The sequence below is a fragment of the Sphingobium sp. IP1 genome, assembly GCF_002708645.1.
Lineage (GTDB): Bacteria > Pseudomonadota > Alphaproteobacteria > Sphingomonadales > Sphingomonadaceae > Sphingobium > Sphingobium yanoikuyae.
On sequence record NZ_NOIW01000051.1, the window covers coordinates 1 to 13,275 of the forward strand.

The following is a 13,275-nucleotide window of genomic DNA, read 5'->3' on the forward strand; positions in this document are numbered from 1 at the left end:
CGCCAATGGCGATGATGTGTCGTCGCCCGACGGCGCGCAGGCGATGATCGACCTCGCCATCGCCCGTTTCGGCCGGATCGACGCGGTGATCGCCAATGCCGGCAATATGCGCTTCGCGCCGGTCGAGGATCTGACGGCGGCCGATCTCGATGCGCTGCTCGCCGTCCATGTGCGCGGCTCCTTCAATGTCGCGCGCGCCGCCTGGCCGCACATGCGGGCGCAGGGCGGCGGCCGGCTGGTGCTGACCACATCGGGCGGCGGCATGCTGGGGATGGGCCAGCTGTCCGCCTATGGCGCGGCCAAGGGCGGCGTCATGGGGCTGATGCACAATCTGGCGGAGGAAGGGCGCCCGCATGGCATCCTGTGCAACGCGGTCATGCCCAATGCCGCCAGCCGCATGTCGGCGGGCATGAGCGAGGGGACGCTCGGCCATAATCCCTGGGGCCGGGCACTCGGTCCCAGTTTCGATCCGCGCTTCACCGCCGGCCTGGTCGCCTGGTTGGCGCTTGAGCGCTGCACCTCGACCCACAGCATCTATTCCGCGCTCGGTGGGCGGATCGCGCGGGTGTTCGTCGGCGCGACGAAGGGATGGGACCATGGGCTGGACGCGCCGCCGACCGCCGAGGATGTCGCCGCCCATATCGACAGGATCCGCGACGATGGCGCCGGCTATGCCATCCCGGCCGATATCTTCGACGAGTTCCGCATCGTGGCCGAGGGGCGGGGCTAGAGCATTCTGAAGTCGGCTGGAACAGCCGACGACTCGCAGAATGCGGCAAACAAAAGGAAATTAGAGCATTCTCCGATTCAACCTAATTGGAGAATGCTCTAGAAACCTGCCACCATCGCCTCGCTGAGCTGCCACAGTTTCAGCGCCTGCGCATCATCCTGCGCGGCCGCGGATGGGGTCAGTTCGGCACGCTGATGGAAATAGCCGCCGCTGCTGCGCCCCGGTTCCTCTGCACTGGCCAGCCAGACCAATGTGTCGGCGGCCTGGGCGGGCGTGACCGATCGGTCGAGGATCGATTCCATATAGGCCTGCATCGGCGCGTCGCAGTGGCTGGCGAAATTGCTGGCGACCACACCGGGATGCATGGTGTGAGCGACGATGCCGTGATCGGCGACGCGGCGGGCCAGTTCGCGGGTGAAGAGGATATTGGCGAGCTTGGCATGGCAATAGGCCGCGCCACCGACGAAATTGTCGGCGAAGCTGAGGTCGTCCCACTGGATGCCAGGGCTCTGCTCATGCCCGGTAGAGGACACGGCGATCACGCGCACCGCGCCCGGACCGCGCTTGTGGGCAGCGGCGCGCAGATTGGGCAGCAGCGTCTGCGTCAACAGGAACGGGGCAAGATGGTTGGAGGCAAAGGTCGCCTCGAACCCTTCGGGCGTGATCGTCCGTTCCGCCACCACGCCGCCGGCATTGTTGAGCAGCGCGTCGATCTCCGGCGCAAGCGTCGCGATCTCCCGCGCGACCCGCGCCGTATCGGCCATGGCGGAAAGATCGGCGCGCAGCATCGTGAAATCGCCGCCGGCCTCGGCCCTGAGGTCGGCCTCCGCCTCGGCGCAACGGGCGGCGTCGCGGCCGATGCCGATCACCCGCCAGCCCTGTTGCAGCAGGGCGCGGGCGGCTTCCTTGCCGACGCCGGCGCTGGCCCCGGTGACGATCGCGGTGCGTTGGGTGTCGCTCATGCGTAGACGGGCTCCATAGTGGGGGGACGGCGCCCCAGGGTCAGGAACAGGGCGGCGCCGGCCAGGGTGACGCAGGCGCTGAGCGCCAGGAACGGCGCATAGCTGCCCCAGATGCTCAGGGTGAGGCTGAGCGTCAGCGAACCCAGCGCCGCCCCGCCCGCGATCGCCGCGCCGACAAAACCCATGACCAGGCTGAACACGCCCAGGCCAAAGCGGCGCGAGACCAGATAGGCGGCGATGTCGCCCTCCGCCCCCTGCGCCAGCCCCATCATCGCGACCGAGAGAGCCAGAACGATGGTCGCATCCAGTGGCGAGGCCATCAGCGCCATGCCGATCGCCGGCATTGCCAGCGCCAGCGCGGCGACATGGTGCGGCGGCATCCGGTCGAGCGACAGGCCGCAGGCGAAACGGCCGAGCAGCACGCCGATCGCATAGATGGAAATCAGCCAGGTCGCGGTCTGCGATGCGGCGCCGCTGTCCATGAGCACCAGCTTCATCTGGGCCGAGGCAAGCCCCTGCGGGAAATTGACCAGCACCATGCCGACGATCAGCACCCAGAAGGCGGGATTGCGGAAGATGACGCGGCTGCCGACCGGCGCGGCCGTCCCTGCTTCCTCGACCTCTTCATGGGGATGCACGCCGATATGGGCAGGCGTCAGCAGCACCGCGATCAGGCCGAAGACCAGGGTGACGCCGCCCATCAGCAGATAGCCGTTGCGCCAGCCCTGGCTTTCGATGAAGCCGCCGAGCAGCGGGGCGATCACCGCGCCGACCAGCGGCGGACCGGTCATCACGATCGAGAAGGCCAGGCCGCGTGCCCGCTCGAACCGTTCGGCGACGATGCGGGTATAGACCGGCGAGGTGGTGAGCGTGCCGAGGATGATCTGCAGCACGGCGACGGCGAAGAAGGCACGGATGCTACCCGGCTGGAAGGCGAAGCCCAGATAGGCGATCGGCCCAGCCAGCACGCCGACGGCGGATACCGCGCGCACCCCGAACCGGTCGGTCAGCCGCCCGGTGATCGGCTGCATGATCAGCATCAGCAGGCCGAAACTGCCGAGCAGGGCGAATTGCGATTTCTCCCAGCCGAACTCGCCGATCATCTTCGGCGCGAACAGGCTCATCGTATAGGCCGACAGGCCGATGCCGAAGCCCAGTCCCATCGTCGCGGCGAGCAGGGGCCGCCAATGCGTCCGCAATTCGCCCCAATAGGCCGATCCCATATCCCTCTCCTCATCTGGTGCCGGCCCCCTCTTTCGGGTGGTCCGGCTTGCTAGCCCGATCTGGTCCTTATGCCGTTCAGGAACAGGCGCACGGCGGCCCGTACCCAGTCGTCCACCTCGGCGGCGCTCATCGGCTGGGGCGATCCCACCAGCCGGATCGGCCCGCCCAGCACCATCGTCATGAACAGGCTGGCTGCCATGTCCGGCCGGTCCACGCAAATCGCCCCGGCGCTATCATGGCGGCGCAGCAGGTCGGCCAGATGGTCATGCACTGGCTGGGCGCCCTGGCTGTAGGACAGCATCAGCAGGTCGGGGAAACGATAGGATTCGGTGGTGATGATCCGCCGCAGCCGGACACCCTCTGGTGTCGACAGGTCGGCGATGCGCAGCCGGGCGATCGCGACCAAGATGGTTTCCAGATCATCGCCGGCGATTGCCTCCAGCGCGGCGCGTGGCGTGGCGGTGCGTGCGATCGCCCGGCCGACCGCCGCCATGAACAGCGCTGCCTTGTCGGGATAGCGGGCATAGATGGTGCGCTTGGTCATGCCGACAGCGGCGGCCACCGCCTCCATCGTCGTCAGCTCGAACCCCTTGTCGAGGAACATGTCGAGCGCCGCGTCGAGCATTTCGGCCTGGCGCGCCTGCGCCTGCTCGCGGGTCGGGCGCCCGGCGGCGGGGCGGGGATCTGAAATCGGTGTGTCCATGACCAGCATCATTATGGCCCTTGCCGCCTTTTGCGAATCATGCATAATGATACGCATCAGGTGCTATTAATGCACCGGAGCCACAAGGGCAAGGAGCAGGATATGGGCGCGCAGGCTGATCGCCTCACCGGACTGGTCAGTTCGGACTATCGATTCAACATTCCCCACGCCGAATTGCGCGAGGCGCAGATCGTGGCGCTGAACGAGCGGTTCCAGGAAAAGAAGGACGGCATCCGCCTGCTGGGTCACCGCGCGCGGGAAGCGGGGATCGGTGAAGTCACCTCGCTCGACGACGCGGTGAAGCTGCTGTTCCCGCACACGGCGTACAAGAGCTATCCCGAAAACTGGCTGATGCAGCAGCGCTGGGACAAGCTGACCCAGTGGCTCAACACCATTTCCGCCCATCCCGTGACCGACATCGACCTTGATGGCATCACCGACGTCGATGACTGGATCGCGCGACTGCAGGCGGCGGGCCATTATGTCTCCTGCTCCAGCGGCACCACCGGCAAGTCGGCGATGCTGATCGCGTCGCAGGCGGACATGGACTGGTCGAAGATCGATACCGTCAATGTCTTTGCCTGGGGATCGGGCGTGCAGCCGGCGCAGGACCGCCGCATCATGGGCCTGGCCCCGGTCGCCAAGGTGCCCAAGAACGAGATGATCGGGGAAGCCCAGCGCGCGGCCTTTGGCGATCCCGCCAAGGAAATGTTCCAATATCCGGTGCCGCCGATCACCGTCGGATCGCTGACCCGCATGGTCGTGCTGCGCAAGGCGATGGCGGACGGCAGCGCGCTGCCCGGCGACATTGCCGAGTTCGAGGAAACGTCGCGCTTCCGGCAGGAGGCGATGGACGCCGCCGTTCATATCGCCGCCGATGCGATGATCGAGCATCGCGCCGACAAACTCTATATCGCGGGCATGTGGAACGCGCTCTACCATGTCGCCAAGGCAGTGCGGGAGCGCGGCTATAGCGCCAAGGATTTCAACCCGGACAACTGCATCTATATCGGCGGCGGCCTCAAGCGCGCGCAACTGCCGGACGATTATCAGCAGTTCGTGCATGAAACCTTCAACATCCCCGAAGGCCGGCACTTCCAGAATTATTCGATGCAGGAACTCAACAGCGGCATGCCCAAATGCCGCGAGGGCGGGCGTTATCATGTGCCGCCCTGGATCGTGCCGATGATCCTGGACAAGGATGGCGATGCGCTGATCGCCCATGATCATGACGGCGAAGTCGAGGGGCGGGCCGCCTTCTTCGACCTGTCGCTCGACGGCCGCTGGGGCGGCGTCATCACCGGCGACCGGATATCGGTCGACTACAGCCCCTGTGCCTGCGGCAATAGCGGGCCATCCATTCGCGACAATATCGCCCGCTATGCCGATCTGGACGGCGACGACAAGATCGGCTGCGCGGGTACCGTCGATGCCTATGTGCGAGGTGTGGCATGAGCGTGCTTGAACAGGCGGCCCCGGTCGAAACGGCCGCCGAACCGATCCGCGTCGATCATTTCGTGCGCGGCAAGCTGGTCGAGGGCGGGGCGGTGCGCCATCGCTCGCGCGACCTGGGCGTCGATTTCGCGACGCCGCAGATCGACCTCAATGCGCTGGTCGCGCCGCGATCCGAACTGCCGCCGCTGCTCGACGTGCCAGTCAGCGAGATCATCGATTTCCTGGTCGAGGCCGGGCAGCGGATGGATTTCGAGACCAATCCCTATCTGCAGGCGGCGCTGGAACATACGGTAAAGGTCAATCCGCTGCCGCGCCGGGTGGTGGAAAATCTGTTCCGTCGGGCCAAGCATTTCCTGACGCCCGAGGGGCTGCGCTGCAGCATCGAATCGAGCTTCCTCAATCCCGCCGCGCTCGACCGCTGGGTGGAGCGCACCGACATGCACGGCAATCGCGGCGCGCTGCGTGCCTTTCCGCCGCGCATGGTGCATATGCTGGCCGGCAATTCGCCCACCGGCTGCATCTCCTCGATCGCGCAGGGGGCGCTGGTGAAGGCGGTCAATGTCTTCAAGATGCCGTCGAGCGACCCTTTCACCTGTGTCGCGATGCTGCGCACCATGGCCGATGTCGATCCCGATCATCCGGTCGTCCGGTCGATGTCGGCGGTCTATTGGCGCGGCGGCGACGAGCGGATCGAAGGGACGCTCTATCGCCCGCAATATTTCGACAAGATCGTCGCCTGGGGCGGCGGCGACGCGATCAAGAATGTCATCAAATATCTGGGGCCGGGCATCCAGATGGTGTCGTTCGATCCCAAGACGTCGATCTCGATGATCGGACCGGAAGGGTTCGATCCTGCCGTCATCGACGAGGTCGCCGATGCCGCCGCCACCGACGTCGCGACGATGAATCAGGAGGCCTGCCTCGCCAGCCGCTTCATCTTCGTCGAGGGCGACCGGGCCGGGGTGGAGGTCTTTTGCGCGAAGTTGCAGGAGAAGCTTGGCCTGGATCGCGAAACCGCCTCGGCGGTCGCGCATCCGCTGCCGGTCGAGGTGCGCGACGAGATCGAGATGCTGACCCTGATGGGCGACGACACCAAAGTCTGGGGCAAGCCCGATGGCCGGGGCCTCGTCATCCTGACCGGCGAGCCGGTCGATTTCCACCCCAGCAACAAGACCGCCAATGTCGTCCATGTCGCCTCGCTGGATCAGGCGGTCCGCTATGTGAATGTCGCGACCCAGACGATCGGCATCTACCCGCCCGAGCGCAAACACGCCCTGCGCGACTGCCTCGCCAGCGCCGGGGCGCAGCGCGTGGTGCGGCTGGGCGGCGCGGCCAAGCATGTGATGGGCGGCGCTCATGACGGCATGCTGCCGCTCCAGCGCTTCGTCCACTGGATGAGCGACGAGGACGCCTGAACCTCTCTGGCCGGGCGGGAAGGGCCATCGCGCAAGCGATCCTTTCTCGCCCGCATTGCCTCGCCGGGCGAACCGGTTTCAAATCCTGTCCGGACAAGACGGCTCCAGCCGCATGATCGTCGCGCGCCACGACCGCGCCGCAACAGGTGAGGACAAGCGCATGGCAGACAGCGACCCGCATTTCGACACGGCTTCCGCCGTCACGCCGGCCGAAGCACTGCCCTCCATGGCCTATCGCGCCTATTTCCTGCTGCTGATGGTGCTGGTGTCGGCCTCGGTCCAGGGCGAACGCTATCTGATGGTGGTGATGGTGGAGCCGATCCGCCACGAACTGGGCCTGTCCGACGCCGCGATCGGCATGGCCAAGGACATGATCATCGCGATCGTCTATATCCTGGCCATCATCCCGCTGGCGCGGCTGGCCGATGGCTGGTCGAAGCGCAAGATCGTCGCCATCGCCGCCACCGTGTGGAGCGCCGCCGTCATCGTCTGCGGTCTGGCGAAGAGCTTCTGGATATTGCTGATCGGCCGCGCCGGCATCGGCCTTGGCGAAGGCGGCTTCACCCCGCCGTCCCAGGCCTGGATCGCCGATCTCTTCCCGATCCGCCAGCGCGCGACGGCGCTGTCCATCTTCCTGCTCGGCGCCTCGCTCGGCACCTTCCTTGGTCCGGCCGTCGGCGGCTGGGCGGTGCAGGCCTATGGCTGGCGGGAGACGCTGATCTTCGCCTCCATCCCCGGCTTCATCCTGGCGCCGATCGTCTGGTTCACCCTGCGCGACAGTCGATCGGGCCTGGCCGACGGCGCATCGGCCGAACAGGCGCGGCCCGTGCCCTTTCTGCAGACCGCGCGCGAATTGCTGGCGATCCGCACCCTGCCGCCGCTGATCGCCGCCGCCTCGCTCAATGCGCTGCTGACCATGGGCTTCATCAGCTGGGCGCCGGCCTTCATGGAGCGGACCCATGGCATGCCGGCCAGCCAGGCCGGGTTGCAGATGGGCGGCGCGCTCTTCTTCGGTTCGGCGATCGGCCATACGCTGGGCGGACCGCTGGCCGACTATCTCGGCCGGCGCGACCTGCGCTGGTATGTCTGGATCCTGATGCTGTCGGGCGCCTGCGCCACCGCCATCGGCTGGATGATCCTGACCGGGCCGGGCGAGCGGGTCTTTCCGCTCTATGGCCTCAACATGCTGCTGGGTGGCCTCTCCGCCGCGCCGCTGATGGCGGTGGTGGCGGGGCTGGTGCCCTCGCGTTCGCGCGCTACCGCGATCGCCGTGCTGATGGTGTCGATCCAGGTCGTGGGCCTGGGCGGCGGACCGGTGCTGGTCGGCGCGCTCAGCGACGCATTGCGCCCGGTCTATGGCGAGGATTCGCTCGGCATGGCGATGCGCTGGGCGCTGCTGGTCGGCATCCCCAGCACCATCCTCGCCTGGCTCGCCAGCCGCAGCTGCCGCAAGGATTTCGCCGCGGCCGGCGGCTGGGACCGCAGCACCATGCCCGCCGCCATCCACTGACGCGAGGAGCGCTGCCGATGCCCGCCTATATGATCGTCACCCGCGAAGGCCCGATCGCTGATCAGGAGGCGATGGATACCTATAGCGCGATGAACCGCGCCAATGCCGCGACCTTCGTCGCCCATTACGGCATCCGTCCGCTCGCCGTTTATGGCGCGCAGCAATTGCTGGAAGGCGAGGGCACGGACGGCGCGATCATCCTGGAATTTCCCGACGCCGCCAAGGCCCGCGCCTGGTATGACAGCGCCGAATATCAGGCGGCCTTGCCCTATCGGATGAAGGCAGCGCCCTATCGCGTGCTGCTGGTCGAGGGACTTTGAGATTCTCCATCAAGGACGCATCATGACCGACATCCCCCCCCGCATCCCCCATCTGCCGCGCGACCAGTGGACCGACGACGCGCGCGAGGTCTTTGCCTTCTGGGGTGAACCCAATGCCTGGGAGGAAGGGTCCAAGACCAATGTCATGATGGTGATGGCCAACCATCCGCCGCTGGGGAAGGTCTATAATATCTGGGGCAAGCATCTGCTGATGGCGAACAGCCTGTCGACCCGTGCGCTCGAACTGCTGATCCTGCGCGTCGCCTGGCGGGTGAACTCGGCCTATGAGTGGCATAATCATGTCGGCTATGCGCTCAACGCCGGCATCACCCTGGAGGAAATCGGCGCGATCCGCGATTTCCCCGAAGGCGGCGACTGGGCGGAGGAGGATGCGCTGGTGCTGCGCTCGGTCGACGAACTGATCGAGGATGGCAAGATCAGCGACGCCACCTGGGACGGGCTGGGCGCCCATTTCGACACGCGGCAGAAGATGGATCTGGTCTTTTCGATAGGCCATTATGTCATGACCAGCTGGGCGCTCTCCTCCTTCGGCGTCGGCATCGAGGGCGGCGCCGATCCGATCGGCTTCGACCTCAAGACCGGATCGGGCAGGACGCCGGGCAAGACCTTCAAGCCGGGCGAAACTGACAATTGGACCGACACGCGCGGCTATTGATCCCCGCCCTTCTATCGCGCCGGTGATATGGCGGCGGCGGGCCGCTTTTGCGCATTGTCCGCCGCCAAAGGCGCGATAGCAGGGGAACAGATATTCGCTGTTTCAAAGGGGACATACCATGGCCACCGACATCCTGCTGCCCAAGATCGGCTTTTCCATGACCGAGGCGCAGATCGCCGAATGGCTGGCCGAAGACGGCGCGACCGTTACCGAGGGCCAGCCGCTCTATCTGCTGGAAGCCGACAAGTCGGCGAACGAGGTCGAGGCTCCGGCCAGCGGCACGCTGCGCATCATCGCCCAGCCGGGCGAAACCTATGAGGTCGGCACCGTTCTGGGCACGATCGAATAAGATGGTGCTGCGCGTCGGCATCGTCAGCGCCGCCTGGGGCGCCTTCGCGCACCTGCCTGCCTGGCGCGCCATTCCCGGCGTCGAGGTGACGGCGATCTGCACCTCGCGCGAGGAGACGGCCCGCGCCGCGCAGCAGCGGCTCGGCCTGCCGCGTGCCTTCTGGAATGCGGAGGAGATGTGCGCCGATCCCGACATCGACATTGTCGACCTCGGCACCCGGCCCAGCGTCCGCCTGCCGATGGTGCTGGCCGCGCTCGCCCATGGCAAGCATGTCTATAATGCCAGCCCCCACGCCCCCGACTGGGCCGGGGCCAAGGCGATCGACACGGCCTGGAAAGGCGACACCAGCATCGGCGTGGTCGATGCCTTCTCGCAATATCTGCCCGCCCTGCGGCAGATGAAGGCGATGCTGGATGATGGCCATATCGGCGCGCCGCTCGGCGGCACCTGCCATTTCAACATTTCGCTGTTCAACCAGCCCAACAAGCTGTTCCCCTATAACTGGTTCGCGCAGGCCGGGCAGGGCGTGTCGGCGGTGCGCAACAATGGCAGCCACGCGCTCTATCTGCTGCTGCACCTGCTCGGGCCGATCGCCGAGCTGGTCGCGGACGACAGCCAGATACTCAAGCGCTGGACCTTCCCGGACGGCGACACCATCACGCCCGAAACCACCGATCTCGCCAATGTCATCCTGCGCTTCGAAAGCGGGCTGGTGCTGCAGATGCAGATCAGCTGGAGTATGGCGCTGCATGACGGCTTCCTGCTCGACCTGTTCGGCGACAAGGGGCGGATGGTCTCGACCTCGCCGACTTTCCCGACCGCGCGCGACTGCACGCTGCGCGCCGGGCAATTGGGCGGCACACTGGAGGATGTGGCGCTGCCTGACGCGTTCAAGACCGTGCCTGGCATCGCCCTCGACTGGCAGAGCGAGCCGCAGCCCAGCTATCCGATGGCGTTGTCGATGCAGGCCATGGTGGATGCGATCCATGGTCGCGGCGCGGCCGCCCCGGACTTCGCCCGCGCGCTGGAGGTCGAACGCATCCAGGAAGCGATCCGCATCTCCAGTGCCGAACGCCGCTGGGTGCGCGTGGCGGATATTATCTGACGCGCCACCACCGTTCGTCATGCCAGCGAAGGCTGGCATCTCTCTTCTTTTGGCGATGGCTTGAAAGAAAAGAGAGATCCCAGCCTTCGCTGGCATGACGGTATGAAGAAGGCTGTCGCCTACGCATCTATCGTGGCCTTCTATCGCCCTGTAAATTTCGCTGTCCGCTTCTCCTTGAGCGCGGCGATGCCTTCGCGGTGGTCGGCGGTGCGGACGCTGAGCGATTCATAGGCGATGCCGGCTTCCATCACCGCGCCGGCGATCCGCTTCAATTCCATGTTGGTCAATATCTTGGTCCAGCGGATCGCATTGGGCGCCCCGGCCAGCAGCCTGGCGCAGAAGGCATCGACCGCCCCGTCCAGCTGATCGGCCGGCAGGCAATGGTTGATCAGGCCGATCTCCGCTGCCCTGGCCGCACCCAGCAATTCGCCGGTCAGCAGATATTCCTTCGCCCTGGCAAGGCCGATCCGCTGTGCCCAGATGACCGCGCCGCCATCGCCGGCGACCAGGCCGATGCCGACATGCGGGTCGCCGATCTTCGCCCCCTCGGCGGCAAAGATGATATCGCACAGCAAGGCGATCGACGCGCCCAGCCCGACCGCATGACCGTTCATCCGGCACACCACCGGCTTTTCGATATCGAGCAGGGCTGACACGATCCGCTTCGCTTGCCGCGCCTCATGATCGAACAGATGCGGGTTGGCGGCATTATGCTCCATATGGGCGATGTCGCCGCCAGCCGAAAAGGCGCGGCCCGCCCCGGTCAGCAGCACCACGTCGGACCCATTGTCGCGCCCGGCAAAGGCCAGCGCCTCGGGCAATTCGTCATGCAGGTCGAGATTGACCGCGTTCAGTGCCTCGGGCCGGTTGAGCGTCATCACCAACAGCCGCCCCCGCCGCTCCAGCGGGATGGTGCGATAATCGGGCAGGTCATGGCTCATGCGTCTCTCCTTGCGGCCTGCTCTAGCATGGCGCCGCGCCGCTCCAACGTCGCCGTGGCGATGAGCGTGGCTCCACCCTCCCCATCATCGCCCCGGCACGATAGCCCGGACGCACAGAAAAGGGAGAGCGGCGCATGGACGGGTTCGACGAGATATTCGACTGGGTGGTCGTGGGCAGCGGCGCCGGTTCGATGAGTTCGGCGCTGGTCATGCGCCAGGCCGGCAAGTCGGTCGTCATCCTGGAAAAGACCGACAAGATCGGCGGTACCACCGCCAAGTCGGGCGGCGTCATGTGGATTCCCGCCAACCGCTTCATGGCAGCCGATGGCGAGGCGGACAGTGCCGAGGCGGCGATGACCTATCTCGACGCGCTGCAGGCGCTGGACGGCCATCCGGCCCCCGGCACCTCGCGCGAGAAGCGCCTCGCCTATGTGACGCAGGCGCCGCGCGCGGTCGATTTCCTGGTGGATCAGGGGGTGGCGCTGCAACGCGGTTCGACCTTCTGGCCCGATTATTATGATGAGCAGCCCGGCGGCTGCAAGACGTCGCGCACCGTGGTGGCCAGGCCCTTCAACCGCAAGGAACTGGGCGACTGGGCCGACCGGCTGCGCCAGGGCTTTGCCGAATTCAACGTCACGCTGGTCGAGGGGATGGAGGCGCAGGGCCATCGTCGCACCAACAAGGCGTCGGGCAAGCTGATGGCCAAGATCGCGCTGCGCACCATTCGCGACAAGCTGCTGGGCCGCAAATATACCACCGCCGGGGCCGCGCTGCAGGGGCGGATGCTGAAAGCCGTGCTGGCGGCCGGTGCCGACGTCCGCACCGATACGCCGGTAAGCGAGATCGTCGTGCAGGAGGGGATCGCCACCGGCGTCGTGACGGTGAAGGACGGCAAGCCCTGGCGGATCGGCGCGCGGCTGGGCGTGCTGGTCAATGCCGGCGGCTTTGCCCGCAACCAGGCGATGCGTGACCGCTACATGCCCGGCACCCGTGCCGAATGGTCGCAGACGCCCGAGGGCGATACCGGCGAGATGCAGCAGGAACTGGAGCGGGTCGGCGGCCGGCTGGCACAGATGGACCAGATGGTCGGCTATCAGCTCACCCCCGCGCCCGGCTGGGACAAGGGCTATGTCGCGCCCGGCGCCCAGTCCATGACCGGCAAGCCGCACGCCATATTGGTCGATCAGGGCGGCACCCGCTTCATGAACGAAGGGGGCAGCTACGAGCTCTATTGCGAGACGATGGTCCGGCGGAACGCGGTAGTGCCGGCGGTGCCCAGCTGGGCGATCCTGGACCGTCAATATGTCGAGCTTTATGCCGTCGCCGGCCGCTTCATCGACAAGGCGATTCCCGAAGGCTGGGTGGAAAGCGGCTATCTGCACAGCGCCGACACGATCGAGGGGCTGGCGGCCAGCATCGGCGCCGATCCCGCCACCCTGGCCGCGACCGTGGCGCGCTGGAACGGCTTCGTCGCCGCCGGCAAGGATGGCGACTTTGATCGCGGCGCGCGCGCCTATGACAATTGCGGCTTCGTGGGCGATCCCTTTTCCGCGGAACGCTCCATGGGATCGATCGAGAAGGGGCCTTTTTACGCCGTGCCGGTCGTGCCGGGCGATGTCAGCACCTATGGCGGCGTCGTCACCGATGAACGCGGGCGGGTGGTCGATGGCGCGGGCGCGCCGATCCCCGGCCTCTATGCCACCGGCGTCACCACCGCGTCGGTGATGGGCAATGTCTATGTTGCGGCGGGCGCCAGCATCGGGCCGTCGATGGTGTTCGGCTATATCGCGGCGCGCCATGCGGCCGGGCTGGACAATCAGTAACGAAGGAAAGGAATAGCCCCGGAAAACCATTGCCCCCGACGCGGGGGGAGTGCGCCGGGGGC

General features: G+C 66.5%; 13 protein-coding genes. 9 read left to right on the forward strand and 4 right to left on the reverse strand.

All coding sequences use genetic code 11. The features are described 5' to 3' along the window. Nucleotides 1–730 (forward strand): SDR family NAD(P)-dependent oxidoreductase (locus tag CG471_RS17205; RefSeq protein ID WP_099232642.1); only part of this gene is annotated, 730 nt, incomplete at its 5' end. Nucleotides 731–828: 98 nt separating this feature from the next. On the opposite strand, the gene CG471_RS17210 is transcribed toward CG471_RS17205, so the two are convergent. Genes CG471_RS17210 through CG471_RS17220 form a run of 3 tightly spaced genes read right to left on the reverse strand, consistent with a single transcriptional unit; the run spans nucleotide 829 to nucleotide 3,619 of the window. Beyond that, the gene (locus tag CG471_RS17210; protein ID WP_099232643.1) at nucleotides 829–1,692 is read right to left on the reverse strand and encodes an SDR family NAD(P)-dependent oxidoreductase; all 864 of its coding nucleotides are present in this window, start codon (nucleotides 1,690–1,692) and stop codon (nucleotides 829–831) included. After that, entirely contained in the window at nucleotides 1,689–2,915 is a 1,227-nt protein-coding gene (locus tag CG471_RS17215) for an MFS transporter (protein ID WP_099232644.1), read from the reverse strand. Before CG471_RS17215 ends, CG471_RS17210 begins: the two co-directional genes overlap by 4 nt. Before the next feature lie 50 nt (nucleotides 2,916–2,965). Beyond that, a complete protein-coding gene (locus tag CG471_RS17220) occupies nucleotides 2,966–3,619 on the reverse strand; it encodes a TetR/AcrR family transcriptional regulator (RefSeq protein ID WP_257211586.1) in 654 nt (217 codons plus the stop codon). Between the two features lie 102 nt (nucleotides 3,620–3,721). Between CG471_RS17220 and CG471_RS17225 the strand changes: the two genes are divergently transcribed. The 7 genes from CG471_RS17225 (at nucleotide 3,722) to CG471_RS17255 (ending at nucleotide 10,449) form a co-directional block, all read left to right on the forward strand. Next, nucleotides 3,722–5,074, forward strand: coding sequence for a hypothetical protein (locus CG471_RS17225; RefSeq protein WP_099232672.1), 1,353 nt, complete (start codon nucleotides 3,722–3,724; stop codon nucleotides 5,072–5,074). Then, complete coding sequence (locus CG471_RS17230; RefSeq protein ID WP_099232646.1) at nucleotides 5,071–6,489, forward strand: acyl-CoA reductase; 1,419 nt, start codon at nucleotides 5,071–5,073, stop codon at nucleotides 6,487–6,489. Before CG471_RS17225 ends, CG471_RS17230 begins: the two co-directional genes overlap by 4 nt. A 160-nt stretch (nucleotides 6,490–6,649) precedes the next feature. After that, nucleotides 6,650–7,999 carry an MFS transporter gene (locus CG471_RS17235; protein WP_257211587.1) on the forward strand — a complete coding sequence of 450 codons (1,350 nt, stop codon included), beginning with the start codon at nucleotides 6,650–6,652 and terminating at the stop codon, nucleotides 7,997–7,999. A gap of 17 nt (nucleotides 8,000–8,016) precedes the next feature. Next, the gene (locus CG471_RS17240) at nucleotides 8,017–8,319 is read left to right on the forward strand and encodes a DUF1330 domain-containing protein (protein WP_099232648.1); all 303 of its coding nucleotides are present in this window, start codon (nucleotides 8,017–8,019) and stop codon (nucleotides 8,317–8,319) included. 22 nt (nucleotides 8,320–8,341) lie between these two features. After that, on the forward strand, nucleotides 8,342–8,995 hold the full coding sequence (locus CG471_RS17245; protein WP_099232649.1) for a carboxymuconolactone decarboxylase family protein: 654 nt from the start codon (nucleotides 8,342–8,344) through the stop codon (nucleotides 8,993–8,995). 118 nt (nucleotides 8,996–9,113) lie between these two features. Then, nucleotides 9,114–9,344, forward strand: coding sequence for a biotin/lipoyl-containing protein (locus tag CG471_RS17250; RefSeq protein ID WP_004209482.1), 231 nt, complete (start codon nucleotides 9,114–9,116; stop codon nucleotides 9,342–9,344). A gap of 1 nt (nucleotide 9,345) precedes the next feature. Next, a complete protein-coding gene (locus tag CG471_RS17255; RefSeq protein ID WP_099232650.1) occupies nucleotides 9,346–10,449 on the forward strand; it encodes a Gfo/Idh/MocA family protein in 1,104 nt (367 codons plus the stop codon). Between the two features lie 140 nt (nucleotides 10,450–10,589). On the opposite strand, the gene CG471_RS17260 is transcribed toward CG471_RS17255, so the two are convergent. Next, complete coding sequence (locus CG471_RS17260) at nucleotides 10,590–11,390, reverse strand: enoyl-CoA hydratase/isomerase family protein (RefSeq protein ID WP_099232651.1); 801 nt, start codon at nucleotides 11,388–11,390, stop codon at nucleotides 10,590–10,592. Nucleotides 11,391–11,524: 134 nt separating this feature from the next. On the opposite strand from CG471_RS17260, the gene CG471_RS17265 reads away from it, so the two are divergent. Further along, nucleotides 11,525–13,213 carry an FAD-dependent oxidoreductase gene (locus CG471_RS17265; protein ID WP_099232652.1) on the forward strand — a complete coding sequence of 563 codons (1,689 nt, stop codon included), beginning with the start codon at nucleotides 11,525–11,527 and terminating at the stop codon, nucleotides 13,211–13,213. The last annotated feature ends 62 nt before the right edge of the window (nucleotides 13,214–13,275 follow it).

Bases quoted from the DNA above. Each gene is read 5' to 3' on its own strand.
- CG471_RS17245 (WP_099232649.1), top strand. From the start codon at position 8,342: ATGACCGACATCCCCCCCCGCATCCCCCATCTGCCGCGCGACCAGTGG.
- CG471_RS17230 (WP_099232646.1), top strand. From the start codon at position 5,071: ATGAGCGTGCTTGAACAGGCGGCCCCGGTCGAAACGGCCGCCGAACCG.
- CG471_RS17235 (WP_257211587.1), top strand. From the start codon at position 6,650: ATGGCAGACAGCGACCCGCATTTCGACACGGCTTCCGCCGTCACGCCG.
- CG471_RS17220 (WP_257211586.1), bottom strand. From the start codon at position 3,619: ATGGACACACCGATTTCAGATCCCCGCCCCGCCGCCGGGCGCCCGACC.
- CG471_RS17255 (WP_099232650.1), top strand. From the start codon at position 9,346: ATGGTGCTGCGCGTCGGCATCGTCAGCGCCGCCTGGGGCGCCTTCGCG.
- CG471_RS17225 (WP_099232672.1), top strand. From the start codon at position 3,722: ATGGGCGCGCAGGCTGATCGCCTCACCGGACTGGTCAGTTCGGACTAT.
- CG471_RS17210 (WP_099232643.1), bottom strand. From the start codon at position 1,692: ATGAGCGACACCCAACGCACCGCGATCGTCACCGGGGCCAGCGCCGGC.
- CG471_RS17250 (WP_004209482.1), top strand. From the start codon at position 9,114: ATGGCCACCGACATCCTGCTGCCCAAGATCGGCTTTTCCATGACCGAG.
- CG471_RS17265 (WP_099232652.1), top strand. From the start codon at position 11,525: ATGGACGGGTTCGACGAGATATTCGACTGGGTGGTCGTGGGCAGCGGC.
- CG471_RS17240 (WP_099232648.1), top strand. From the start codon at position 8,017: ATGCCCGCCTATATGATCGTCACCCGCGAAGGCCCGATCGCTGATCAG.
- CG471_RS17215 (WP_099232644.1), bottom strand. From the start codon at position 2,915: ATGGGATCGGCCTATTGGGGCGAATTGCGGACGCATTGGCGGCCCCTG.
- CG471_RS17260 (WP_099232651.1), bottom strand. From the start codon at position 11,390: ATGAGCCATGACCTGCCCGATTATCGCACCATCCCGCTGGAGCGGCGG.